This is a genomic window from Myxococcus sp. CA040A (assembly GCF_013336725.1).
GTDB lineage: Bacteria > Myxococcota > Myxococcia > Myxococcales > Myxococcaceae > Myxococcus > Myxococcus llanfairpwllgwyngyllgogerychwyrndrobwllllantysiliogogogochensis.
In genome coordinates, this window is the sequence record NZ_JABUMR010000005.1 from 35,245 (window position 1) to 60,847 (window position 25,603).

Consider the following 25,603-nt stretch of genomic DNA (forward strand, 5'->3'; position numbering starts at 1 on the left):
CCTCATGAATCGTCGCGACCTGATGAAGACCGCCCTCCTGGGCGCGGGCATGCTCCCGATGCAAGGTGCCCTCGCCGCCGCGTCCGAGCGGGGCAAGCAACCCCGTCGCTCGTTCCTCCTGGTGCATGGCGCCTGGCACAACGCCCTCCACTGGGCACGCCTCACGGAGGCACTCTCCGCGCGAGGCCACCAGGTGGTGGCCATCAACCTGCCTGGACACGGCCTCAATGCGCGGTTTCCCTCGGCCTACGTGACGGGTGATGCGGCGAAGCTCCTCGAGGAGCGCTCACCGCAGGCGGACCTCACCTTGGAGGACTGCGCCGTCGCCGTGGTCACCGCGCTGGAGAAGCTGCGACAGGGGGCGGGCGGGACGAAGCCCGTCCTCGTGGGCCACAGCGTGGGCGGCGCCGTCATCACCCGGGCGGGAGAGCTGGCGCCACAGCACATCGGCCGGCTCGTCTACCTGAGCGCGTACTGCCCCCTGCGACTGGGAAGCCCCAGTGGCTACAACGAACTGCCCGAGGCGCGCACCGGCTACGGGGACACGCTGTTCCTCGGGGACCCGGGGAAGCTGGGCGCGGTGCGCATCAACCCTCGCGGAGGCACGGACTACCTGGAGGCCCTTCGCGAGGCGTACTACCAGGACGTGCCCCTGGCGGACTTCCTGCCCTTCGCGCTCTCCCTGACGCCGGACCTCCCCTTGTCGCTCTGGACCGCCAAGGTGGGAGCCACCCCGGCGCGCTGGGGCCGGATTCCTCGCAGCTATCTTCGCTGCACCCAGGACCGCGCACTGGCACCGGCGCTCCAGGAGTTGATGATTCGCGAGGCCAACGCCTTCACGCCCGGCAATGCCTTCACCGTCGAGTCATTGGAGGCCTCGCACTCGCCATTCGCGTCGCAGCCCGAGGCGCTCGCCGCGCTCCTGGACGGTCTGCGCTGAGCTGAAGTGAAGGTTGCCCTCGGCAGCCTGGGCCGCGCGGCTTATCCTCCAGACGTTGGAATGACGTGCGTCAAAGCCACCGAGGTCCAGGAGGGAGCACAATGGCCGGCAAGACACCCCGGAAGTCGGCGAAGGTCGCCAAGAAGACCGCCGCCAAAGCCAGCAAGCCCAAGCCCACGAAGGCCCCGGCGAAGAAATCACCGGCGCGCCGTGCGGCGCCCAAAGCCACCCCGGCCCCGCGCAAGAGCGCCAAGGAGCCTCGCCTCCTCTCCGGCGGCAATCCTCAAATCGCGAAGGGCTACGGCGACGCCCCCGTACAGGCCTACATCGCGGCCATGCCGGGGTGGAAACGCGACGTCGGGCACCGCCTCGACGCGCTCATCTCGCGCACCGTCCCCGGCGTGAGCAAGGCAGTCAAATGGAACTCGCCGATGTACGGAGTCGAGGGCCAGGGCTGGTTCCTTGGCGTCCATTGCTTCGCGAAGTACGTCAAGGTGGCGTTCTTCCGCGGCACCTCGCTGCGTCCTCTCCCCCCGGGCGAATCCAAGAGCCAGGACACGCGCTACCTCGACATCCGCGAGGACACTCCGCTCGACGAAGCTCAGTTCGCCAGGTGGGTGAAGCAAGCCAGCAAATTGCCTGGCGAACGGATGTGAGCGGCCACCCGCGCCGCTCCTGAAATCAGCGCGAACGCCGCCGCCTCTTCCATCAGCGGCGGCGTGTCCGACCTCATCCGCTCAGCCTCTTCTCCAGACCCGAAATGAGGCGCCCCGTGCGGAACCACGCAGGGGCGGAATCACTCAGGACTTCGCCTTCTTCGAGGGCCTGGCCTTCACCGCCGGCTTCGCCTTCGAGGGTTTGGCCTTCACCACCGCCTTCGCCTTCGAGGGCTTCGCCTTCACTACCGGCTTCGCCTTCGCGGGCCTGGCCTTCACCACTGGCTTCGCCTTGCCCTCGCTGTTGAGGTCGATCGCCTGGCGAATGAGCATCTTGAACGCGGCCGCATCCACCTTCTCTCCTTCGCGGATGTCGATGGCGCGGCGCGTATTCCCTTCGAGGCTCGAATTGAAGAGCCCGCCCGGGTCCATCAGGGAGGCGCCCTTGATGAAGGTCAGCTTCACGACCTCCTTGTAGGACTCGCCCGTGCAGATGATGCCGTCGCGCGACCAGACTGGAGTGCCCATCCACTTCCACTCCTCGACGACGTCCGGGTCCGCATCCTTGATGAGCTTGCGCATCCTGGCGAGGGTCTCCCCACGCCAGCCCCCAAGGTCGACGATTCTCTGCGAGATGAGCTCCGATGCCGACGGGCCTTCACTCGCGACGGGCTTTTTCATGGTCTCCTCCTAGAAGGTCCAGCGCTCAGGCGGTCGCCGGGCGGAGCCCAACGGACGGGGCCTGCAGGCGGCGCCAGAAGAAGTACGAGAGCCCCCAGAGTACTCCGGTGACCACCGCGTAGCTCCACGACTCCGGGCCGTGTCCCATCGCGAGGTGGGCGATGAGCGCCGAGACGAGGGTGTAGGCGAAGCCCGCATAGGCCCACTCCTTGAGCCGCGCCGGCACCGGCGCGAGCAACAGCACCACGCCGAGCAACTTGGCCCACGCGAGCTCCTTGCGGAAGTAGTGAGGGAAGCCGAGCTGGGCGATCGCCTCCGCCACCTCCGGCATGCTCAGCTGCGCGTAGGCGGTGAAGCCCATCTGCAGGCAGAGCAGCGCGGTGACGACCCAGAAGCCAATGACGATACCTTTTGAGCGGTGCATGTTCATGTCCAACGGGGGTTAGAAGGAGGGAGCTTCAACGCCGAACTGCCTGGCGTACTCGACATGCAAGCGCTGCCAGCCGTCGAACCGCATGGCGTCAGGGCCGACGAGGCGTCCGATGGGCTGACCTGCGAGCAGCCGATCCATCACATCGAAGCAGATGTGCCATCCGGCGGCGCCCATGGCGATGAAGCCACGGTTGATGTTGTGCCAGAGCGTGAGCCGGGTGCCGGCGCCCTGCGGCTCCAATTCCCAGCGGAGGTCCTGTCCTCCCCAGCTGTATTCGAGCAGCCGGGGCTCGTCGGCCCGCTTGATCTGCGTCTCGGCGACCATCTGCGTCGGAGCGCCCACGGTCGACAGCTTCGCGGTGCCCAGGCTCCCGAGGTTCCGGTCAGAGTCGAACGGCGCCCATTCGCGCAGATGCTCGGGCTGGGTGATGGCCCGCCAGACCTTCTCGGGAGGATGGGAGAGGTCGCGCACGACCACGAGCGTCCACTTCTCTCCCTCTTTCTGAATCCTGGCACCAGAAGCGGCACCCGGCATGTAGTGCTCACGGCTGCTCATGTTTCTTCTTTCCTTTCACAGGAGGAACCTTGTCCATCTTGTCCAGGTGCTGCTCCAGCGCATCCAGGTGCTTCGACCAGAAGCGCCTGAAGGGAATCAGCCATTCGTCGAGTTCCATGAGCGGCTCCGGTCTCAGTCGATAGAGGCGACGCTGCGCTTCGATACGTGATTCCACGAACCCGGCGTCCCGCAGCACCCGCAGGTGCTTGGAGACGGACGGCTGCGACAATCGAAGCTCGCGCTCGATGTCGCCCACGGAGCGCTCTGATGAGAGCAGCAGGCTCAGGATGGCCCGTCTGTGCGGCTCCGCGATGATGGCGAACGATGATTCCACGCCCCATACATACCCATTGAGGCATATACTCGTCAAGGCATATTACTCGCCGTCGGCCGCCGGTCGACGTAGAAGCTGAGCGGCCGGACGGCCGGGCCGTTCGGATGTCCCACACCCCACCCCACTGCCGTTGGTTCCCAAGCCATGACTGAGCGCAAGCCCTCCCCCAGCCAGCCTCCCGCGGACCGCCACGACCTGATTCGCGTCCGGGGCGCACGTGAGAACAACTTGAAGGACGTGAGCGTCGAGCTCCCCAAGCGACGGCTGACGGTGTTCACCGGCGTGTCGGGCTCGGGCAAGTCGTCGCTGGTGTTCGGCACCATCGCCGCGGAGTCGCAGCGGCTCATCAATGAGACCTACAGCGCGTTCGTGCAGGGGTTCATGCCGAGCCTGGGCCGGCCGGAGGTCGACGTCCTGGAGGGGCTGACGCCGGCCATCATCGTCGACCAGGAGCGGATGGGCGCCAACTCCCGCTCGACGGTCGGCACGGCGACCGACGCCAACGCGATGCTGCGGGTGCTGTTCAGCCGCCTCGGCAAGCCGTACATCGGCTCGTCCAACGCCTTCTCCTTCAACATCCCGTCGGTCCGAGGGGTCGGAGAGGTTTCAGTCGAGAAGGGCGACGGGAAGACCGAGAAGCGCGAGTTCACGGCCGCCGGCGGCATGTGCCCGCGCTGCGAGGGCATGGGCTCGGTGACGGATATCGACCTGGCGCAGTTGTACGACGACACGAAGTCGCTCGCCGAGGGCGCGCTCACGATTCCTGGGTACACCCCCGACGGCTGGCAGGTGCGCATCTTCGCGGCCTCGGGCTTCGTCGACCCGAACAAGCCCATTCGAAAGTACACGAAGAAGGAGCTGCACGACTTCCTCCATCACGAGCCCATCAAGGTGAAGTTCGAGAGCATCAACCTGACCTACGAGGGCCTGATTCCGCGAATCCAGAAGTCGTTCCTGACCAAGGACAAGGAGGCGATGCAGCCGCACATCCGTGCGTTCGTGGAGCGGGCGGTGACGTTCACCCCCTGTCCCGAGTGTGGCGGCACCCGACTCAACGCGGCCGCCCGGTCCTCCAAAATCAAGAAGATCAACATCGCGGACGCCTGCTCGATGCAGATCAGCGACCTGGCCGAGTGGATTCGCGGGCTGAACGAGCCGTCCGTCGCGCCGTTGCTGGCGACGCTGCGGCAGACGCTCGACTCGTTCGTGGAGATTGGCCTGGGCTACCTGAGCCTGGACCGGCCGTCGGGGACGCTGTCGGGCGGTGAAGCCCAGCGCACGCAGATGATTCGTCACCTCGGGTCCGCGCTCACGGACGTGACGTACGTGTTCGACGAGCCGACGGTCGGCCTGCACCCGCACGACATCCAGCGGATGAACAACCTGCTGCTGCGGCTGCGCGACAAGGGCAACACCGTGCTCGTCGTGGAGCACAAGCCGGAGGTCATCGAGATCGCCGACCACGTCGTCGACCTGGGCCCTGGGGCTGGAACCGCCGGTGGTGAGGTGGTGTTCGAGGGCACCGTCGCCGCGCTGCGGGCCAGCAAGACGCTGACTGGACGGCACCTGGACGACCGGGCTGCGTTGAAGCCGTCGGTGCGCAAGTCGTCGGGGGCGCTGAAAATCCGCGGCGCCAGCTCCCACAACCTGAAGAAGGTCGACGTCGACATCCCGCTCGGTGTGCTGGTGGTGGTGACGGGCGTGGCCGGGTCGGGAAAGAGTTCCCTGATTCACGGCTCGGTGTCGGGCAGGGACGGAGTGGTGTCGGTCGACCAGGCCCCGATTCGGGGCTCGCGGCGGAGCAACCCCGCGACGTACACGGACATGCTGGAGCCCATTCGCAAGGCGTTCGCGAAGGCCAACGGCGTGAAGCCCGCCTTGTTCAGCGCCAACTCCGAGGGCGCCTGCCCCACGTGCAACGGCGCCGGAGTCATCTACACCGACCTGGCGATGATGGCCGGCATCAGCACGCCCTGCGAGGACTGCGAGGGCCGACGGTTCCAGGCGGCGGTGCTGAAATACAAGCTCGGCGGGCTCAACATCGCCGAGGTGCTCGACCTGCCCGTCAAGGACGCGGTCGCATTCTTCGGTTCCGGCGCGGCGAAGACGCCGGCCGCGCATGAGATTCTCACGCACATGGCCGACGTCGGGCTCGGCTACCTGCGGCTCGGCCAGCCGCTCACGACGCTGTCGGGTGGCGAGCGGCAGCGGCTGAAGCTCGCGACGCACATGGGCACGGACGGAGGCATCTACGTGCTGGATGAACCGACCACCGGACTGCACCTGGCCGACGTCGAGCAGATGCTCGGGCTGCTGGACCGGCTGGTCGACTCCGGCAAGTCGGTCATCGTCATCGAGCACCACCAGGCGGTCATGGCGCACGCCGATTGGATCATCGACCTGGGACCGGGCGCGGGCCACGAGGGCGGGAAGATTGTCTTCGAGGGCACCCCGGCCGACCTGGTCGCGGCGCGCTCGACGCTGACCGCTGAGCACCTCGCGACGTACATCCGCTGACCAGGGACCGTGGACCACGGGGGCGCGGGTGATGACCGCGCCCCCGTACCCTCGAGGTATTTCCCCCTGAAGCCGCTAACGTCCGGGAGGGACGGGAAGCGCGTACCCGCTCTCCTTGGCCCAGAGTTCGAGCCCGGTCAGGCTTTGGGGTGCTCTGCCAACGCCCCCAGGTCCCGAGCGCTTCGGCCCCACCCAGGCATCGTTCGAGTCCTTGACTGGGAACACTCCTTCCTTGTTGGCGTCGACCTCGTGGCACGCCTCAACCAGGGCGAGGACCTTGTCCTTGGGCAGCCCCTGCACGTAGTCCAGCATCGCTGTCGGATCGACACCGATGTGTTTTGCCAGCGCCGTGAGCACCGGCCCCACGCTGCGGCCATCCTCATCGGCATTGCGCAGGTGGTGGGCGACGCCATCCTGGGTGACACCGCCTCCCTTCAGGAAGTCCTCGGTGTGTTCGTTCTCGTGCTTGTTGGAGGCCCTCACCTTGTCGAGCTGACGGAACCCCCAGGCCGCTCCGACCGCCAGCACGATTCCCACACCGGTCAGGGCCAGACTTGCCGAGACGCCGACGAACCCTGTTGCAACCAACGCCATCTGACCCGCCGTCTGAGCCGCATAGATGCCTGCCTTGGCGAGGTCTCCATCCTTCGCGGCCATCACCCCCTGCGCGAGGGTGATTCCCGCCCCCACTGCGCCAAGGAACTTGCCCGCGGCCCATCTGCTGCCGATCGCGGCGCCGGACTGAGGGGTGGCGCGGAAGAGCCCCGCCAGTGCTTCAACCTGCAGGGCGGCGCCCAACGTGGTGTTGATGGCGGTGAGGACATTCGTGACGCTGGGATTATCGAACGCCTTGGGCACCGTCGTACCAACGCCCCATGCGGCGACCACGCCCCCCATCGATTGGAATGCCTTGGACAGAGGATCATTGAAAGCGAAAAGCCCCATGCCGCTGAGCCCATCGATGGCCCCGCGCAATGACTCGAGCGCGGTATTCAGTCCCGGGGGCAGGTTGACGCTGAAGGAGCCACCCGATGCGGGGTCGGGCACGGGATAGGCCGCCGCCTCGGTCTTCACGTTCTGAATCTTGGCGATGACATCGTTGAGTTGTTCCGGTTGCAGGCCAAACAGCGCCGCGTTCCTGCGAACACCCTCGAGCATCTCGTTGAACGCGTTCGGCTCCGAGCCGCCCGCGCCAGTCATGGTCTGTGCCGCGACGACATTCAGCGACGTGGTCGCGAACTGCGTGAGAAACTCCTTCTCGTTGTCCGTCGTCTTGGCGATGGCGGGAACGTCTTTCAGGATGGTGTTCCCACCCGTGCCTTCCCGCTTGAAGAGCGCCTGCAGCTCCTGCTGGGCATCACCGCTCTGCTCAATCCGAGGGAACTGCTCGGCCACGAGCTTCTCGTTAGCCTTGATGATGTCGTCGGCGTGGTCCATGCCCTTCAGGTTCTCGGGCATCTCCTTGAGGGACTGGGCCGTCCGGACCATCTGCCCGCCGAGCTTCTCCAGCTCGTCGTATTCGGAGAACCCCTTCTTGTATTCGGTGATGGCATTCGTCAGCTCATCCTTGGTCATCAACGGGCCCCAAGCGTGAATCAGCTCCGCGAGCTTCCCGTTATGGTCTTCGACCTTCTTGGCCACATCCTTCATGTGGTCGTTGAAGGCCTTGGTCCCCTCCTTCACGTTCTCGAGGATATCGTCGGCCTGCTTGCCGCGCCCCGTCTCCGTGAGCTGGCGGCTGACCTCGAGCGAGAGGTTCGCGCCAGCACCATGGGTGACGGCGTTCCCCAGCGCCTCGTCGAACCGCCCGATGTCCTTCTGGTCGATGTTGCGGGTGATGGACGCGCCCACCGCCTGCAACACGTCCTGGTTCTTGCCATCCTTCACCGCGATGTTGGTCGCGGCGGCCAGGTCGGTCACCACCTGGTCGTACTTCTTTTGAGGTTCGGCGATGAGCGAGGAGTCGAACTGCCCGCCATCGAGCTTCTTGGCCTGCTTGCCCAGCTCCTCGGTGATTTTGTCGACGGTCGGCTGGGCCGCGCGCAGGACTTCAGCGGCGACATCCGGAGGAGCGTTCTCGGTCTGCTTGCGCAGCTCGGCGGCGGCGGCCTCCGCGCCACCCTTCGTGAACGCATCCGCGACCGCCTGGGCCTGGGTGGCACCAGGAGGTGGCGCGGGCGCGGCGGGCGGCGGCGGCAGTTCGGCCTTCGCCATGGCAGGCCCGGCGGGCGGCGCGGCCGGAGGCGCTTCCGCACCGGACAGGTTGACGAGAGGGCGCGCGTTGGCTTGGGGGACGAACTCATCACGAGCCCCCGCGAACTCGGGCCTGTTCCTCGCCGTCGGGACCTTCGCGTCAGCAGCGGCAGCGGCGGCGGCCTTGGCCATCTCGGCGGCGCGACGGGCCTCTTCGGCGCGACGGGCGGCCTCGGCGGCCTGTCGCTGGCGCTCCGCTTCGGCGGCCGCTGCCGCTGCATTCGGGTTCATTCCATTGGACGAGGGGATGGCGGACATAGGGGGTCTCCGGGGGGCAGAGGGCTTCTTCCCAAAGAGGTCCCGAGCCCCAACGCCATCCCAGAAAAACGCATCACCGCTTCTGCTAGCCTTTCCAGGGATGACGACGGAGTGCCCTGGCGAAACCACATTGAGCGACCTCCTCGCGGGGATGCTCGCGGCGGACCGTCGGGACGCGGTCCTCGTCCATGTCGAGGGTTGCGTCGGGTGTCAGTGGGTCCTGGAGGCCTGTCGCACGTGGCCGCCCGAGGGCACGCCCTTGAAGCCCGGGGCGACCTTCGCGCGGTACGTGGTGGAGCGACAGCTCGGCGCGGGGGCCATGGGCGTGGTGTACGCCGCCAGGGACCCCGCGCTGGCGCGACAGGTCGCGCTCAAGGTCCTCCGCCCCGAGGGCCGTGAGGTCAAGGAGCTCCAGCAACGACTCCTCCAGGAAGCGCAGGCCCTCGCGCGCCTCTCCCATCCGAATGTCGTCACCATCCATGACGTGGGCACCCATGAGGACAGCGTGTTCCTCGCCATGGAGCTGGTGGAGGGCACCACGCTCGAAGAATGGCTCCGACAGGAGCGCCCCTGGCGGGAAGTGGTGCGCATCTTCCTGGAAGCGGGACGGGGCCTGGCCGCGGCACACGCCGTGGGGCTCGTGCATCGCGACTTCAAGCCCGCCAACGTCCTGGTGGGAGGCCAGGGCCGCGTCTACGTGACGGACTTTGGCGTCGCGCGCTCCATCCTCCGAGGAACGCTGCCTCCACCTCCCGAGGCCCTTCGCATCGAGGAGATTCCCCCTGGCCCCCTCACCCGCACTGGAGCCCTTCTCGGCACCCCGGCCTACATGGCGCCAGAGCTGCTGGACGGAGGGATTGCCGACGAGCGCTCCGACCAGTTCAGCTTCTGCGTCGCACTGCACGAGGCCCTCTACGGGGCCCGCCCTTTCGAGGGCGCCGACCTGGAGACGCTGGCCCGGTCCGCGCGCGAGGGAATCCTCCGGCCCGTAAAGGGCACGGTCCACGTTCCCGCGTGGATACGACGCGTGGTGCTGCGGGGCATCCAGGCGCGCCCCGAGGACCGGTTCCCCTCCATGGAGGCCCTGCTCGTGGCGCTGTCCCCTTCCCCCAGGCACAACCGGGCCCGGGCCTGGGCCCTGCTCTCGCTGATGGTCCTGGTGGGTGCGGGCGCGGCATATCAGTGGGCCCATCGAAACGATGCGCGCTGCGAGCAGGAGGTGCAACGACTCACCTCGACGTGGAATCCCTCACGGCGGGAGAAGGTGCGGCAGGCTGTTCTCGCCACGAAGGCCCCTTATGCGGACACCGTCTGGGCACAGCTCGCCCCCGCGCTGGATGCATATGCCCAGCGCTGGCAGACGCTGCGTGGCGAGTCCTGCGCCGGGAGGAGCGACGACCTGTCGACGCCCGCCTGGCAGACCGCGACCTGTCTGGACGCCCGACTCTGGCGCTTCACCGCCACCGTCGAGGTGCTGGAGAAGGCGGACCCGCTGACCCTGCAGAACGTGCCTCGGCTGCTCACCTCGCTCGAGGGGCTCGACGCGTGTCGGGACACCCCCGCGCTGGCCACGCGCCCGCAGCCCGCCGAGGCCATCCGGAGTCGCGTCGATGAGGTGCGAAGCAAGCTGGCCCAGGTCCAGGCCCTCCTCTTCGCCGGGCAGTACACGACCGCGCTCGCGCGGACGCCGGCCCTGACGGAGGCGCTGAAGGGGCTCGACTTCCGACCGCTGGAGGCGGAGGTCCTGCTCGCGCAGGGAGACCTGCTGGGGAAGTCCGGCAAGATGAAGGAGGCCGAGGCGACCCTCTACAAGGCCGTGTACGCGGCGGAGGCGGGCGGCGACGACGAGTCGGTGGCCCGTGCCTGGGTGCTCCTCTTGTGGGTCGTCGGCAATGAACTGGCGCGCGTGGAGGACACGGAGCGCATCACCCAGCATGCCCGGGCCGCCGTGGAACGCGTGGGGAGGATGCGCTTCCCAGTCACCACCTCCGACATGCACCTGTGGCGCGCCGTGGTGCTCAGGCAGCGCGGCAAGCTGGAGCAGGCCGAAGCCGAAGCCCTCCAGGGGTTGGCCTTCTCCCGCGAGGCCCATGGTCCCGCCAGTCCCTACACCGCGATGTTCCTGCTCGCGCTGGGACAGCTTCGCTACTCCCAGCAGCGAGGAGAAGAGGCCCTGACGCTCCACGAGGAGGCTCGCGCCATCCTCGAATCCACGTTCGTTCCAGAGCACGCCACCCGCCTGTCGCTCGACAACAGCATCGCGTTGGACCAGTGGCTGCTGGGGCGGTACGAGCAGGCCATCGCCGGCTGGCGGAGAATCCTGACCATCCAGGAGCGAACCCAGGCACCGGAGCACGTCGCCCTCGCATCGCCCCTGCTCAACCTGGGAGCGCGCCTGCGGGTCGAAGGGCTGTTGGACGAAGCCCGGGGTCACCTCGAACGGGCGCTCGCCATTCTCGAGAAGGCCCATGGCCCCAATCATCCACGGGTGGCCGCGGCGCTGGAGGCGCTCGCCTTGCTGGAGCTGGATGCGGGCCAGCTCGAACGAGCGCTCGCCTACTGCGAGCAATCCCTGACGCGCATCCGGAACGTCCTCGGGCCCGAGTCTCCACGCAACGCCATGCCGCTCTTGATACGCGGACAGATACACCTCGCGGCGGGCCGCTTCGCGACCGCGAAGAAAGACCTGCGAGACTCGCTCGAGCTCGCGGAGAAAGAGCACGGCAAGGACAGCGTCCTGTCCACGGACATGCACATCTGGCTGGGCAACACGGCGCTGGCCTCGGGCCAGCCGCGAGAAGCCATGGTGCACTGTCAACGGGCCCTGGCCATCGACGAGAAGGACTCTGCGCTGCAACAACTCCGCGACGTGGCGCTGGAGCTCACGTGCGTCGCGGAAGCGCGGCTCGCGCTGAAAGAGCCGGCGCAAGCGCTGCCCCTGCTCGAGAGAGCGTGGGACATCCACACGCGGCACCCGCCCCTGGACCCACTGGACGCGGGCCGTGGCGCCTTCCTGCTGGCCCGCGCCGTGGCGGAGCAACACCCATCTCCGGACCTCGCCCGCGCCGCACGACTCACCGAGGAAGCCAGGGCCCGCCTGGGCAGGCTGGGAGTCCGGGCCGCTCCAGAGCTGCGCAACCTGATGGCGCGACAACGGCTCGAGGCCTCGCGATGACGAGCCCGGCCCTCGTGCTCGCCACGTGGCTCCGAGCAGAGCTGCCGCCCGCGAAGGCCGCCCTCCTCGACGATGTGGACGGGCTGGAGCCGCTCCTGGAGCGTCACGTCGCCTCCGCACGGGAGGCCTGGCCCGAGCTGGCGCTCGATATCCCCACGTTCCTTCGGCACATGGCCCGGCATCTGCCGGCGGAGAATGCGCCGGAAGTGCTCCGCCAGTTGCATGCGAGCGACCTGTATCTCGCCTGCGCCTGCGCCGCCGGGGAAGAATCCGCGCTGCGGGGCTTCGAGCGGCACGTCCTGCGACGGATTCCCGAACGCATCCACACCCTTCCCCGGGACGTGGTGGACGAAGCGCTCCAACAGCTCCGCGAGCAGTTGCTGTTGGGCCGGGCGGACACGCCCGCGAGGATCGCGAGCTATTCAGGCCGAGGGCCGCTCCTGGCCTGGGTGACCATCTCCGCGGCCCGACTCGCCGCGGGGCTCGCGAACCGGGAGGGCCATACGCCCTTCTCCGAAAAATCTCCGGACACCTACGTCCAGTTACTCACGCCCGGAGACCCCGAGCTGGAGTTGCTGCGAAAGGATTCGAGGACCATCGTCGCGGACGTGCTCCGCAAGGCATTGGCCGCCATGCCTGGACCGGAGCGCGCACTGCTGCGCCTGCACCACCTCCATGGCTACAACATGACCCAGCTCGCCACCGTCTTCGGAGACTCCCGCTCCGGCATCGCGCGCAGGGTGCTGCTGGCCCGTGGGCGGCTGCTGAAGCTCACTCGCGCGGAGCTGGCTTCGCGACTTCGTCTCGACGACACCCAGCTCGAGAGCTTCCTGGGCTTGATTCGCAGTCGCCTGGACTTGAGCTTGAGCAACCTCATGATTTGAGGGTGGGGGCCCTACTCAGGCGTTCCTCATCCATCATCCACGTCCCCGCGACAGCGCCCCAGCTCGGCCCGCGCCTCCGCTGTCTCCTGCGCATAGGCCTTGCTCCAGACGGACAGCTCCTCCCAGGCGTGCCGAGCCTCCACGCAGGCCTCCTCCACCGCACCCGTCAGCCGGAGCGCCCGCGCGAGCCGACGACGCACTCTCGGGACACGCGCGGAGACCACCTGCCGCGCCGTGAGCACCTCCAGCGCGGTGCGCAGCGGCACCAGTGCCTCGGCGGGCTGGCCCCGCGCGAGGTGGACGTCCCCCTGGAGGAGCAACGCCTCGATGCGCTCGGACGACGAAGACCCCAAGTCCCGCTCCATGCTCGCGAGCGCCCGCTCCACATGCCCCCGGGCCTCGTCAACCCGCCCCAGGAAGAGGAGGGCATCCGCCAGGGCACGCAGCCCTGCACCATCCACCTCGCCCTTGGCGACCAGGGGCGCTTGGAGCAAGACGCCGCGCGCATGAAAACCTCGCGCCTCGTCCGGACGCCCCAGCAGACGCAGCAGCCTGCCCACCTCGTGGACGTCCAGGGCCACCTCCGGGTGTGAGGCGCCGTAGACGCGCTCTCGATGCGCCAGGACGCGTCGCACGTGCGCCAGCTCCAGCGGACGCTCGCCCTGCTCTCCCAGGACGCCGAGTCGGTTCGACTCCATCCCCATCAGCACCGGACTGTCCGCGGCCACGCTCGCGCGCGCCACCGCCCAGCTCTCCTCCGCGGCCTTGCGCGCCTGGGCCCCATGTCCCCACTCGAAGTAGACGAGGGCCAGGTTGGACAACGTCCGGGCCACCGACAGGTTCTCCTCGCCCAGCGTCCGGCGAAGGATTCCGAGCGCCCGTTGGAGGACCGCCTCGGCCCTCGTCAACTCACCCAGCAGGGCCAGGGTGCCACCCAGGTTCGCCAGGGCCCGTCCCGTGTCCCGGTGGACCGGACCAAAGTGCTCCTCATGGAGCCGCAGCGCCTCCTCCTGCCAATGCTTCGCCTCCAGCAGGCGCCCCTGTTGCCGGGCCAGCAGGCCCAGCCGACCACTCAGCTCCGCACGCGCGTGCGTCTGTCCGCGCGTGGTGACGGTCTCCAGCGACGCACGCAAGAGCGGCTCCGCCTCCGAGAAGCGGCCCTCCTGCTCCAGCAGCTCCGCCTGCACGTTGTCCAACATCGTGTCCAGCTCGGCGTCACGCAGCGTCTCCGCCACGGCACGGGCGCGCTGGAGGAAGGGCCACGCCTCCGGGGTGCGCCCCAAGCCATATCCATGCAGCCAGGCCTGCGACTTCAGCACCCGCGCGAGCACACCCAGGTGTCGCCCCGCCTCGGCCGCCAGCGAGCCCTGGGCCAGCGACGCTCGCGCGTCCTCGAACGCTCCCGCATCCTCCTGCAACAGCGCGCAGAGCTGATGCGCCTCCGCTTCCAGGGGTCGATGCCGGGTGGCGAGCGCGCGCTCCCGGGCAGGCAGCGCGATTCGCAGCGCCTCCGGTGTATGCCCCGCGAGCAGCTCCGCGTTCGCCCGCGCCAGCTCCGTGCGCACCGCGTCCACCTCCGCGCGCACCCTCGGGTCTTCCGGTGGAGACACGGCCTCCTGCAACGTGCGCACGTCCGCGCATCGGCCCACGCCGCCAATCGAGGCGCCCAGCCCGAAGCCCCTCTCCACCGTCCGCGCGTCCGCTCCCTGCAGCGCCACCGTCAGCCGGGACAGCTCTCCCAGCCGCTGGTCCAGACACGTCATCCGAAGCCCGAGCACTGCCTCCGACTGCTCACCGAAGACGCGCGTCGCCTCGCACGCGGACTGATGCGCGTGCGTCCAGTCCCGGGTCCACCGCTCCAGCGAGGAGGCCACTGCCTGGAACGAGGCCTCGGCCGAAGGGTCCTCCGTCTTCAGAAATGCCAGATGCGTGGACTCACGCACGGACACATCCCAGATGCCCGCGAGGTGCCGCTCACTGCCCTGACAGAGTTCGCTCGGCGTCGCCGATGAAGGTCCCAGCACGACGAACCCCAGGCCCACCACACCTCCCGTGAGCACCGCCGTGGCGGCGATGCGCTTCCAGGCCACCACCTCCCGTGAGAGCTGGGCCCGCAGCACCTGCATGGACTCGAAGCGCCGCGACGGGTCCACGGAGAGTCCACGCCGGACCACGGCCTTGAGCCACGAGGGCACGCCCCGCGTCTCGGCACGCACCTCCTGGCGCTGCATGGACGACAGGAGTTCCTCGCGCGTGGCGCCCTCGAAGGGCCGCTGTCCGTTGAGCGCCTCGTAAAGCGCGACGCAGAAGGCGAACTGGTCCGAGCGTGCATCACCCCGCTCTCCGCGGAGCTGCTCCGGCGCGCCATACGCGAGCGTCCCCAGGAACGCCCCGGTGACGGTGAGCGACTCTCCGCCAGGGACAGGGGCCACGTCCTCTCGAGGAGGCTCCAGGGCACCCGCTACGTTGGCCAGGCCGAAGTCGGTGATGCGCACCTGACCGTCGCGCGTCAGCAGGACGTTGTCGGGCTTGAAGTCGCGGTGGATGATGCCCAGCGCGTGCGTCGCCGCGAGCCCCTCCGCCGCCTGGATGAAGCGCGCGAGGATTTCCCGGCGCGTGCGCGGCTTCTCCGCCAGCCAGCGCCGGAGCGTGCCGCCCTCGACCAACTCCATGACCAGGAAGAGCTGCCCCTGGAACTCGCCCACGTCGTGCAAGTGGGCAACATGGGGATGCGACAGCCGGGCCATCGTGCGGGCCTCGCGCTCCAGTCGCTGACGCGCCTGGGCCAGGGAGTCCACCCCCAGCCTCGCGAGGTTCAGCAGCTTGAGCGCCACCTTGCGGTCCAGCTCCGGGTCATAGGCGGCATGGACGCGCCCCATGCCTCCTTCGCCAAGCAGACCGAGCACCATGTACCGCCCCACGCGCGCGCCGGAGACGAGCAGCCCCGTGTCGACCAGCGGTGGAGGCGCCTCGAGTCCGCCCAGCGCGGCGAGCACGCTCCGGCACTCCGAGCAGCCCGCGACATGCTGGCGCACGACCGCCGTGCCCTCCGAGTCCAACGCGCCATTCGCATAACCCGAGAGCGTGTTCTCGTCCGGGCAGCTCATTCGCGCACCGCCAGCAGACCCGAGAGGCTCAGGTCCAACCGGCCATGGATGGCGCGCATCAGGCTGTCGACTTCCGGCTCGGGCAGAGACAGACGCTCGGCGAGCGCTCGCCGCGTGCGCTTCTCCAGCAGCGTCTGCACCGCGGAGAGCCTGCGTGAGAGCGTGGACTTGTGCAGGTCGAACAGCGCGCCCATGCGCTCCAGGGAGAGGCGCTCGACGAAGTGCAGTCGCAGCAGCTCCCGGTCCTCGTCGTCCAGCGAGGCCACCGCCCGGATGAAGGCCGCGCGCACATGCCCCCGAGCCTCCTCCCGGACGAAGCCCAGCTCCAACCCACCCGGGGCGGGATGTGCGGCGAGCACCTCCGCCTCGACGTGTGATTCTTCCCCCTGCGCCTTGCGCATCCTCAGCGCGAGCCGCACCGCGGAGATGCTCACCCAGTGCAGCAGCGGACCCATACCCGAGTAGCCAAGCAACCGTGACGGTGCCTCCTCGCGAGGCATCAGGAGGTTGGCCCGGAGCACCTGCAGCACCTCGTCCGCGAACGCCGGCGAGGGATGGATGCGCGATAGGGGGACGCGCAGCTTGAGGAGGACCTCCTGCTCCAGGAGCGCGCAGGCCGCCGGCAGCCCCTGCGCGCAGGAGAGCGCGAGCGCGAGGTCCCGGGCATGCAGTCGCTCCAGCGCGCGCATCGGGTCCGGCGCCCGTGAAAGCTGGGCCCCGAGGTGACGCGCGAAGGTGCTTGGCTCGGGCGCGGCGGCGCGGAGGGCGGCGGCCTGGGAGACGGCTCGCTCCACGGCGGCTCGGGCTCCCGGAGCCTCTCGGAGACGGAGGGAGGACTGCTCGCCGGCGGACCGCACCACCAGCTCGAAGGACTCGGCGTCAGCCCCATGCATCCCAGGCACTCCTGACATCAAGCCCACGATTCGACGGAACCGGGGCCCACGCCCAGGAGGCTACCACCGACCCCCACGACGGTTCAGCGCTTCTGGAGCGCCCCGCCGCCCGACAGCTCACGGCAGGCGCAGGGTGAAACTCCAGGACCTGGCAACACCCACGAAAGGATCGGGAGAGGTGGCCACGACGCCATAAGTCCCCGACGATTGGGCGGTGAAGCGCCGGGTCGCCGTTGGCGCATCGAACAGCAGGGGAACCTCCGCGCCATTCGGGTCCAGAATCCGGAGACCCACCGCCCTGGACTCCACGACATAGGTCCGGCTCGCCTCCGACTCGAAGGCGAATACGTCGATGTCCGTCCCCAGTTCGAAGGAGCCGTCCACTGTCGCAGGGAGCGTCAACGGAGTGGCATGGGCCGCGTCATCGCCGTGGTCGTCCGTGCCCACCCGCGCCATCTTGAACGTGAAGAAGAGAGGAGCAGTCTGCGAGCTGATCGTGAAGGTGACGTCCCCCGAGGACAGCAGGTGGATGTTCCAGGTGCCACCCCCGGACGCACGATGCACGCGGAAGGACGCGACAGGAGCGCTCGTCGACAGCGTGCAGCCGGGCGTGCAGGTGAGCCGGTACACGCCATCCGCCTCGAGAGGAATGGTGAAGGCATCCAGGTCCGCCACGTTGTGGATGAGCCCGGTGACAGTCTCTTCCACCGCGACGCGAGTGGCCGTTTCGGAAGTGCCACCATGGTCATCCGGTCCCAGGTTCTCCACTCCCACCTGGAAGTCCGTCCCCCAGGCTGAGTCCTTCTGGACATGCACGTAATACGTCCCCGTCGTGGGTGCGCCCTGGACGATTCGGCTGGAGGTGGTCGCCGCCAGCGTCGTGCCGTCCGCGTCCGTGAGCTTGACGTTCGCCACACGCGAGGGCGTCAGCCTGACGTCATGGATTTCCCCCGCGGTGGCGAAGAAGGAGAAGACATCCACGTCGTTGGTGCCCTGAAGCCGTGCCGTCACGGGGACACCGTCCGTCAGTCGGGTCGCGGCGGGAAGCGCATCCGCGTGTTCATCCACCCCCAGGTCGTCCAACTGGCAGTGGGTGGCCGGCAGGCTGCCATTCGAGGTGGAGACGCGGACGAACCACGTGCTCGCGTCCGGGCTCTTGTGGCCCACGCTGCCACCCACTCCCCCTCCTGACGCTCCGCTCTCCAACACTGCGCCCGCGCCATTCATCAGAGTCAGGGAGGTTCGCTCGGACTCACAAGAGAATCGGAAGCCCTGGCCCGCCTCGGTGCGGAAGGTAAAGACATCCTCGTCATCGTCGAACTCGAGCGTGACAGGGAATGGTGCACTCGCCAGCTCCACCGGTGTCGCCGTCGCGGGTGTGTCACCGTTCGCATCCTTGCCCATGTCTTCCAAACGGTAGAGATACGTCCCAGAAGCGCCGTCCTCATCCGCGGCCACCGTGATGAACCGGGGGGACGCCTCCGTGGACGTGAACTCCAGGTGGGCGCCGCCTCGAGCCACGACAACCAGCGAACTCATTACCTGCCCCGAGGCACTCAGCAGGCGTACGGCCACCTTGGCCAGGGTGCCGGGCCGGACGATGAAGCGAAGGCCATGGCCCGGCAGGGTGGGCATGGCGAAGACATCCTGATCCTTCCACACCCGGAAGGGAGGCTGGATGGCAGCGTCGTGGAAATCCACCGAGGGTACCAGCGTCGTGGCGGCCGCCACGGCGTCACCGTGGTCGTCCGGCTGCCGGTAGGCGGAGATGAAACAGCTGAGGCCCGAGGCCTCCTCCCATGCGCTGCAGTGACACATGGGGGCGCCATCGTCGGAGACGCAGCGTCCCGCGCTGCATTCCACATCGGCGCAAACGCGCGCGTCTTCTTCGGCGGAAGGGAAACCACAGGCGACCCAGAGGCCGCAGGCCACCAGCGCGAACAGGCGCGGGCTGAAAAATGAGCGAATGAGGGACACCGGAGACCTTGGGTTGACGACCGTCGATTGACCGTAATAACCAAACACCCGCGCATGCAAACGCTCTCTCGTCCCGCCGCGCAGGCGCTGGTCCTGCTGTCACTCCTGGTGTCTTCTCCAACCTTGGCGGAGGAACACGCGGGGCTCGAAGGGGGCTTTCCGCGCTGGCTCGCCATCTCCGCGCGCGGGGGCTACCTCATGCCGGGCGGGCGCATGGATGGCTCCGCCGAGCCGTTCTACCTGTACGAGGTCTACAAGGGGCTCTTCGCCGCCATCCTGGAACCCACCGTCCGAATCGGCCCGAACGTCGAGTTGGGGCCCTGGCTTCAGCTCGCCCACGCGCAGATGCGGATCCGCTGCTCCGCCGACCAGGCGTGTCCAGGCAGCAACCTGCGCTTCGGACTTCAAGGCAACTACCACTGGAATCCAGCCGGCCCCTACTCACCCTGGGCGGGGGTGGCGCTCGGCCACGAAACGACGTCGTTTTCAATTGGAGACGTCGACATCACGTACTCCGGGCCGGAAATCACGCTCCAGGCAGGGTTCGACAGGAACTTCGGCGGAGCCTTCTGGGCGGGGCTCTTCGTCAATGTCACGGGCGGCCGATACAGCACGCTGGATGTGGACCTGAGCACCGGCTCTGGAAGCGAGAGCCTCCGAGAGCGGACCCTCCACATGTGGGTCGGCTTCGGCTTCCGCGTGAGGGTGGCCGCGCCCCTCGCAGCGGCCCCTCGCTGACGCCGGGACAGTCCTCATCGAGCCCTGATGACAGCGGTCATCACCCTCGATGGCTCCAGTCACCGGCAACAGGGCTCCGGAGCCCGTCCCGGCTGAAGCGCTTCAGAGGGGAAACGGCACACTGGGGGGACCGCGAGAGGCTGGCACACGCCGTGCTCTAGGGAGGTCACGTCACGGGCTGGACGACGTCTGGCCCCATCCCCCACCGCCTCCCCGGAGCACTCCCATGCGCGTCTCCAACCGCCCCGCGTCCACCTCCGCCACGACCCCGGCTTCGTCCTCCAGCGCGGCGGCGTCCCCCGACAAGAAGGACGGCGTCTCGAACCTCTTTGGGTTCTGACGCGGCAGCGCTCCAGAGGGCCGGGCGCGGCGTCGAGCGAGCATCCGCGACGCCTATGCGCCCTTCAACTCGATGGTGTTGCCCTCCGGGTCCTGGATGTAGAACGAGAAGCCGTCACCCGTCGCACCGTACCGCTCCCCAGGAGCGAACACCGCGACACCCTGCTCGGCCAGGTGGGCGCGAATCGCCGCCTCGTCGAACGGCTGCACGGTGATGCAGAAGTGGTCGACGTTGCGGCCCTCACGCCCCGGTGCCGCGCCTCCCGCGCGCCCCAGCTTTCCATCCAGGGACACCAGGTCAATCATCGCCGTCCCCGCCCGCAGGTGCGTCAAGCCGAGGTGCGGCACCTCCCGGTCGACGGTGCAGCCAATCACGTCCCGATAGAAGGAGGCCATGCGCGCCGCGTCGGCGACACGCAGGACCAGGTGGTCGACCGTGGCTGGTTGGAAGGGTCGCTGACTCATCGCTGGAACTCCATTATCTTGATGTCGAGACAATGCAGCCGACTTATCTCGACGTCAAGACATCTGGAGTTCGCGAATGAGCAGGAGCACCCAGGACCATGTCGACCGCTTGCGGGGCCAGTGGGAGCGGGAGCTTCCGGACGTCGACACCCAAGGGATGGAAATCCTCGGGCGGGCCCGTCGCATCACCCTGCGGGTGCGGCCCCCCATCGAAGCGGTGTTCGAGGAGCACGGCCTGGACACGGGTGAGTTCGACGTCGTGTCAGCGCTGCTGCGCTCGGGCCCGCCCTACCGGATGCGCCCGACGGAGCTCTACAAGTCGCTGATGATTTCCTCCGGGGGGCTGACCGACCGACTGGCCCGGCTGACCCGCGCGGGCTTGATTCGCCGCCCCGCGACGGAGGGAGACGCGCGCAGCCTTCCGGTGGAGTTGACCCGGGAGGGGCGCGAGCGCACCGAGGCGGCGTTCCGCGCCGACATGGCCGTCGAGGCCCGGTTGCTCGCGGGCCTGTCACGCAACGAGCGGGCGACGCTGACCTCGCTCCTGCGGAAGCTGGCGCTGAGCCTGGAGACAGCGGAGTCCGAGGACGGGTGACTCACGTCGAGAAAGGGTCGAGCGCTGTCGGGTTCATCCACCCCGGCCGGCGCTCGACCCTTCATGCGACAGCGGCGCTAGTCCTTCGTACAGACGACGTCGTCGACCTGGAGGTGGTCGCGGTCGGCTTCACTCCGGCTCGGATAGAGGAACAGGCGCCAGTCGCGCACGTTGCCGGTGAAGCGGAAGAACACCGGCTGCCACTCATCACTGTCGACGACGAGGAAGTCCGTCTGCGGGCTCCAGCCTCCACTCGAGTAGATTCGATGACGGATGCTGCCGTGGCCTCGCACCCGGTACGAGCAGGAGTAGTTGCCGCTCGGGACGTTGAACTTCTCCGTGGAGAAGCGCTCGGCGACCTGGATGGGGACGACGAACTGCAGCGCCGTCGAACCGCCGTGCACCGCGTTGAGGTAGCGCACGAGACGCGTGGGCTTGATCTCCGTGCCCGGGTCCGCGACGCCGTTGTCGATGCCGTACCAGTAGTCAGGGATGAGATGGTTCCCCTGGTAGGGGATGGAATAGATGTTCCAGGACTCGAAGCCACCGTTGCGGACGATGTTCGCGGGGTGCTCCGCTGGGACGCAGCTGCGGGTCGCCGGGTCACAAGCCGGCAGGGCGCCGACGCAGTCGAGGGTCGTGAAGCAGGCGCCTTCGGCCAGCTCACACACGCCCGTCGTGGGATTGCAGGTGGTCGCCGGGCTGCTGCACACGACTCCAGCGCAAGGGTCTCCGGCGACGCAGAGGTGCGTGCTGGTTTCGCAGACCGGCGTCTGCGGAGTCTCCGCGCAATCGGCGTGGCGGACGCAGCGGTCCTCGGCGACCACGCACGTGTTGGTGCCATCACAGGCCTCCCACGCGGCGCAGTCCCCGCCGATGTTGCAGCGACCCGAGAGCGGCTCGCAGGTCGCGGAGGCATTCACGCACCGCTCCCAGGACTCGCAGCTGACCACGTCACACGGTTCGGCCGCCCGCATGCAGCGCACATCGTCGAGGAGCAGGTTCTCTCCGCTCGTATTCCGAACGCTGAAGATGAGTTCGAACGTGTCGAAGACGTCGCTCGCCAGGTTGAAGTTGTACGTCACCTGGGTCCACGCCGTGGTGTCGACGGAGGTGTAGGACGAGTACGAGGAGTAGTCGTCGTCGAAGAAGGCATTCCGGACATCACCGGTGCCCCGCGCCTGGAAGGTGCAGGAGTAGCGACCGGCGGGCATCGACTTCGCCAGCGTCGTGAACCGCCGATGCGTGGAAGAGGCGTTGGTCAGCCGGACCGCGTTCACTCCTTCGAAGGCATTCGTCGTCACCTTCTGCACGGCGCCGGAATCGATATTCGACTTGCTGCCGAACCACTGCGCCGGAAGCGCATCGGGCCACACCTCGAAGCCCCAGTTGCCGATGACGCTCACGACGGGAGGCTCACCGGCGTCCGGAGTCCCACCACCCGCGTCAGGCGTCCCACCACCCGCATCGGGGAGCTCACCACCCGCGTCCGGCGTCTCACCTCCAGCATCGGGGAGCTCACCGCCTGCGTCCGGAAGCTCTCCGCCCGCGTCCGGCGTCACCTCGCCCGCGTCGGGAAGCTCTCCGCCCGCGTCCGGCGTCACCTCGCCCGCGTCCGGAAGCTCTCCGCCCGCATCCGGCGTCACCTCGCCCGCGTCCGGAAGCTCTCCGCCCGCGTCCGGCGTCACCTCACCCGCGTCCGGAAGCTCTCCGCCTGCGTCCGGAATGTCTCCGCCCGCGTCCGGCGTCACCTCGCCCGCATCCGGAGTCCCATCACCCGCGTCGGGCGTCCCACCACCCGCGTCCGGCGTCCCATTTCCCGCGTCAGTCCGGGTCTCCCCCGCATCGGGAATCACCCCAGGCTCTGAATCACCACAGGAAACAACCAAGACCAGCAACGCGGTCAGACACCCTCGAAACAACGTCAAAGCAAGCCTCCGGGTCCCAGCAAAGTTCCTCTCGTACCACAATTTTCAAGTAGCGCGGGTGGCGCCGGGGTCACAAGAGGACCGCACCGGGGAGGGTTCACAACTCGGGAGGATTCGCCAGGACGGTCGGTGCTGCTGGCCTCGGACCCAGCGCGGCGCAACGGAGCAAGCCCGCGCCAACCGCTCCCCCATGCGGTTCCGAGCCGCTCGTTCCCATCTGGAATCAGCTCAAGGACAAGCCTGGCGGGAATTGGCGACGCCCTCGACCCGAGGCCTGATTGACGCAGCGGCCGGGTTTCAGTCTCCCCCACCCCGTGCGGCAATCGTTCGGCGGCCAGGACGTAGCCTCCCGCGTGGACACCTTCTTTGTTGGATTGCGTCAGGCACTGCGCTCGCTGCGCCGGAGCCCCGGTTTCACGCTCAGTTGCGTCCTGATGCTGGCGGTAGGCATCGGAGCGAGCACCGCGCTCTTCAGCGTGGTGGAGGGGGTGCTGCTGCGCCCCCTGCCCTATCCAAGCCCCGAGCGCCTCGTGCACCTGTCGCAGCGGACGGCCGTCGGCCGCTCGATTCCGTTCTCGGACCCCAACTTCGAGGATGTGCGGACACAGAGCCGCACCGTCTCGGCGCTGGCCCAGGTATCGGGAGCGGCGAGCGTCGCCGTCACCGGCACGGACGAGCCGACCTTCGCCATGATGGCGCTCGCCTCGCGCGACTTCTTCCGCGCCTTCGCGGTGCAGCCCGTACAGGGCCGCCTGTTCGCCGAGGATGAGCAGCAGCAGGGAGGCGCCCCGGTGGTGGTCGTGAGCCAGACCTTCTGGAAGCGGCACCTGGGCGCACGGCCGCTGCCGCTGTCGGACACCCTCACCTTCGAGGGGCGCGCCTATACCGTGGTGGGTGTGATGCCCAAGTCCTTCGACTACCCGGTGGGCACACAGCTGTGGATTCCGCGCGAGTTGAAGGCGCCCCTGCCCAGCAGGACCGCGCACAACTGGTGGGTGGTGGGACGGCTGGCGGAGGGCGTCAACCCCCAAGCCGCGCAAGCGGAGCTCACGGGCATCGCACGGGAGCTCGAGGCGCGGTACGGCCGGGAAATCTCGATGCAAGACATCGCCATGGTGCCCCTGCACGAGAGCCTGGTGGGGAGTGCCCAGTCCACGCTCTACGTGCTGCTGGGCGCCGCGGCCTTCCTGTTGCTGGTGGCGGGAGCCAACGTCACCAACCTGCTGCTGGCCCGCGCGGCGACCCACAGGCGCGAGCTCGCCGTCCGAGTGGCGCTGGGCGCCGGGCCCGGCGCGTTGGCGCGGCGGTTCCTCACCGAGTCGCTGCTGCTGTCGCTGGCCGGCGGTGCGCTGGGCACCCTGCTCGCAGCATGGAGCGTGCGCGCACTGCTCGCGTTCGAGCCGGGCCGCCTGCCACGCGTGGACGAGGTGGAGGTGAACGCCACCGCGCTCCTCTTCGCGCTCGGGCTCTCGCTGCTCCTCGCACTGGGGCTCGGGCTGGTGACGGCGTTGCGCGCGGCGCGCCAGAACCCCTGGGCCACGCTGGTGCAGGCGGGGCGCACCCAGGCCGGAGGAGTCGGAGCGGAGCGCACGCGCCGTGCCCTCGTGGTCGGACAGCTCGCGCTCGCACTGGTGCTGCTGCTGGGCGCGGCGCTGCTCGGGCGCAGCCTGATGCGCCTGCTCTCGCTGGACCCGGGATATCGCACCGAGGACGTCGCGGTGCTCAGCCTCGTGCTCCCTCCCGTCGAGGACGAGGCGGGGTGGCGGCGCAACCTTCAACTGCAGGAGCAACTCCTCGCGCGGCTGGGCGCACTGCCCGGAGTGCGCGCGGTGGGCGCCGTGAGCAACTTCCCGCTCGAGGGGAGCCCCTCGGGCTACGGCACCTTCCTCGTGCTCAACCGTCCCGACGAGGTGAAGAGCATCGAGGACTTCGGGCGGCTGGCGCATGAGCGCGAGCGCACGGGCTCCGCCGAGTACCGCGTGGCGAGCGAGGGCTACTTCCATGCGCTCGACATTCCGCTCGTGCGCGGGCGCCACTTCGATGCACGCGACACCGCCGAGACGCCTCATGTCGCCGTCATCAGCGAGTCGCTCGCGAAGGCCCGCTGGCCCCAAGAAGACCCGCTGGGCAAGACCATCCAGTTCGGCAACATGGACGGCGACCTGCGTCCCTTCACCATCGTCGGCGTGGTGGCGGACGTGCGCGAGCGGGGGTTGGATGAGGCGCCGAAGCCCATGTTCTATGGCTGCTCCCGCCAACGGGCGCGCGCCTCCTCCCGCTTCCACCTCGCCGTGTACGGCCCGGTGGGCTCCGCGGCCCTCGTCACCGCGGTCCGGCCGGTGCTGCGTGAGCTCGCCCCCGAGCTGCCCTCGCGCCTGCACACCGTGGAGAGCCTGCTCACGGACTCACTCGCGCCCAGGCGCTTCAGCCTCCTGCTGCTGGGGGCCTTCGGTGTCGTGGCGCTGCTGCTCTCTGTCGCGGGGCTCGCGGCCGTCGTGTCCTATGCGGTGGCGCAGCGCACCCAGGAGTTCGGCATCCGCTTCGCCCTGGGAGCGACGGCGGGGGACGTACTGAAGCTGGTGCTCCGGCAGGCGGCGCTGCTCTCGGGGCTGGGCGTGGCGCTCGGCGTGCTGGGCGCCATCGGGCTCAGTCAGGTGCTCGCGGGGCTCGTCTACGGAGTGAGCACCACCGACCCGCTCGTCTTCGCCGCGGTGGCGCTCCTCCTGCTCGGCGTGGCGCTGCTCGCAAGCTGGTTGCCGGCCCGGCGAGCCTCGCGGGTGGACCCGATGACGGCGCTGCGCTCGGAGGCCTGAACCGCGCCCCACGGGCCCCTCGCGCATAAGTGTACAATTGACACGAAGCCTATGGTGCTGCG

The 25,603-nt window shown here is 68.6% G+C and carries 18 protein-coding genes and 1 pseudogene; 8 read left to right on the forward strand and 11 right to left on the reverse strand.

Annotation, left to right across the window (positions count from 1 at the left end; genetic code table 11):
* The first annotated feature begins 4 nt into the window (after nt 1-4).
* Nucleotides 5-940: an alpha/beta fold hydrolase gene (locus HUA75_RS22025; protein ID WP_174487505.1), complete on the forward strand. Its 936-nt coding sequence runs from the start codon at nt 5-7 to the stop codon at nt 938-940.
* 101 nt (nt 941-1,041) lie between these two features.
* Entirely contained in the window at nt 1,042-1,596 is a 555-nt protein-coding gene (locus HUA75_RS22030; protein WP_174487506.1) for a DUF1801 domain-containing protein, read from the forward strand.
* Nucleotides 1,597-1,863: 267 nt separating this feature from the next.
* On the opposite strand, the pseudogene HUA75_RS22035 reads toward HUA75_RS22030, so the two are convergent.
* From HUA75_RS22035 to HUA75_RS22050, 4 genes and pseudogenes are all read right to left on the reverse strand, one after another.
* Nucleotides 1,864-2,277 (reverse strand): annotated as a pseudogene (locus HUA75_RS22035) (DUF1801 domain-containing protein); the annotation flags it as partial.
* A gap of 25 nt (nt 2,278-2,302) precedes the next feature.
* The gene (locus HUA75_RS22040; protein ID WP_174487508.1) at nt 2,303-2,701 is read right to left on the reverse strand and encodes a DoxX family protein; all 399 of its coding nucleotides are present in this window, start codon (nt 2,699-2,701) and stop codon (nt 2,303-2,305) included.
* An 18-nt stretch (nt 2,702-2,719) separates the two neighbouring features.
* Nucleotides 2,720-3,265, reverse strand: coding sequence for an SRPBCC family protein (locus HUA75_RS22045; RefSeq protein ID WP_174487509.1), 546 nt, complete (start codon nt 3,263-3,265; stop codon nt 2,720-2,722).
* On the reverse strand, nt 3,252-3,599 hold the full coding sequence (locus tag HUA75_RS22050; RefSeq protein ID WP_141640293.1) for a helix-turn-helix transcriptional regulator: 348 nt from the start codon (nt 3,597-3,599) through the stop codon (nt 3,252-3,254). Before HUA75_RS22050 ends, HUA75_RS22045 begins: the two co-directional genes overlap by 14 nt.
* Before the next feature lie 144 nt (nt 3,600-3,743).
* Here HUA75_RS22050 and HUA75_RS22055 point away from each other — a divergent pair, with 144 nt between their 5' ends.
* A complete protein-coding gene (locus HUA75_RS22055) occupies nt 3,744-6,116 on the forward strand; it encodes an excinuclease ABC subunit UvrA (protein WP_174487510.1) in 2,373 nt (790 codons plus the stop codon).
* 75 nt (nt 6,117-6,191) lie between these two features.
* On the opposite strand, the gene HUA75_RS22060 is transcribed toward HUA75_RS22055, so the two are convergent.
* Complete coding sequence (locus HUA75_RS22060) at nt 6,192-8,627, reverse strand: hypothetical protein (protein WP_217446224.1); 2,436 nt, start codon at nt 8,625-8,627, stop codon at nt 6,192-6,194.
* A gap of 130 nt (nt 8,628-8,757) precedes the next feature.
* On the opposite strand from HUA75_RS22060, the gene HUA75_RS22065 reads away from it, so the two are divergent.
* Nucleotides 8,758-11,802 carry a serine/threonine-protein kinase gene (locus HUA75_RS22065; RefSeq protein ID WP_254627702.1) on the forward strand — a complete coding sequence of 1,015 codons (3,045 nt, stop codon included), beginning with the start codon at nt 8,758-8,760 and terminating at the stop codon, nt 11,800-11,802.
* Complete coding sequence (locus tag HUA75_RS22070; RefSeq protein ID WP_174487513.1) at nt 11,799-12,686, forward strand: RNA polymerase subunit sigma-70; 888 nt, start codon at nt 11,799-11,801, stop codon at nt 12,684-12,686. Before HUA75_RS22065 ends, HUA75_RS22070 begins: the two co-directional genes overlap by 4 nt.
* A 26-nt stretch (nt 12,687-12,712) precedes the next feature.
* Here the strand turns inward: HUA75_RS22070 and HUA75_RS22075 are convergent, their stop codons facing one another.
* The 3 genes from HUA75_RS22075 to HUA75_RS22085 all read right to left on the reverse strand — a co-directional run bounded on the left by HUA75_RS22075 (nt 12,713) and on the right by HUA75_RS22085 (nt 18,504).
* Nucleotides 12,713-15,793, reverse strand: a complete 3,081-nt coding sequence (locus HUA75_RS22075) for a serine/threonine-protein kinase (RefSeq protein WP_174487514.1) — start codon at nt 15,791-15,793, stop codon at nt 12,713-12,715.
* Nucleotides 15,790-16,686, reverse strand: a complete 897-nt coding sequence (locus tag HUA75_RS22080; RefSeq protein ID WP_141640299.1) for a transcriptional regulator — start codon at nt 16,684-16,686, stop codon at nt 15,790-15,792. The genes HUA75_RS22075 and HUA75_RS22080 overlap by 4 nt, the downstream gene beginning before the upstream one ends.
* A 117-nt stretch (nt 16,687-16,803) precedes the next feature.
* Entirely contained in the window at nt 16,804-18,504 is a 1,701-nt protein-coding gene (locus tag HUA75_RS22085; protein WP_174487515.1) for a hypothetical protein, read from the reverse strand.
* A gap of 213 nt (nt 18,505-18,717) precedes the next feature.
* Here HUA75_RS22085 and HUA75_RS22090 point away from each other — a divergent pair, with 213 nt between their 5' ends.
* Nucleotides 18,718-19,401, forward strand: coding sequence for a hypothetical protein (locus HUA75_RS22090; protein ID WP_174487516.1), 684 nt, complete (start codon nt 18,718-18,720; stop codon nt 19,399-19,401).
* Between the two features lie 171 nt (nt 19,402-19,572).
* Here HUA75_RS22090 and HUA75_RS46240 read toward each other — a convergent pair whose 3' ends face one another.
* Nucleotides 19,573-19,785 carry a hypothetical protein gene (locus HUA75_RS46240; protein WP_217446225.1) on the reverse strand — a complete coding sequence of 71 codons (213 nt, stop codon included), beginning with the start codon at nt 19,783-19,785 and terminating at the stop codon, nt 19,573-19,575.
* A 9-nt stretch (nt 19,786-19,794) separates the two neighbouring features.
* A complete protein-coding gene (locus tag HUA75_RS22095; RefSeq protein WP_141640301.1) occupies nt 19,795-20,205 on the reverse strand; it encodes a VOC family protein in 411 nt (136 codons plus the stop codon).
* 76 nt (nt 20,206-20,281) lie between these two features.
* Between HUA75_RS22095 and HUA75_RS22100 the strand changes: the two genes are divergently transcribed.
* Nucleotides 20,282-20,800 (forward strand): MarR family winged helix-turn-helix transcriptional regulator, encoded by a 519-nt coding sequence (locus tag HUA75_RS22100; RefSeq protein WP_174487517.1) that lies wholly within the window; start codon nt 20,282-20,284, stop codon nt 20,798-20,800.
* A gap of 77 nt (nt 20,801-20,877) precedes the next feature.
* On the opposite strand, the gene HUA75_RS22105 is transcribed toward HUA75_RS22100, so the two are convergent.
* The gene (locus HUA75_RS22105) at nt 20,878-22,728 is read right to left on the reverse strand and encodes an invertase recombinase-like protein (RefSeq protein WP_174487518.1); all 1,851 of its coding nucleotides are present in this window, start codon (nt 22,726-22,728) and stop codon (nt 20,878-20,880) included.
* Between the two features lie 353 nt (nt 22,729-23,081).
* Here HUA75_RS22105 and HUA75_RS22110 point away from each other — a divergent pair, with 353 nt between their 5' ends.
* Nucleotides 23,082-25,541 carry an ABC transporter permease gene (locus HUA75_RS22110; protein WP_174487519.1) on the forward strand — a complete coding sequence of 820 codons (2,460 nt, stop codon included), beginning with the start codon at nt 23,082-23,084 and terminating at the stop codon, nt 25,539-25,541.
* Nucleotides 25,542-25,603 lie beyond the last annotated feature (62 nt).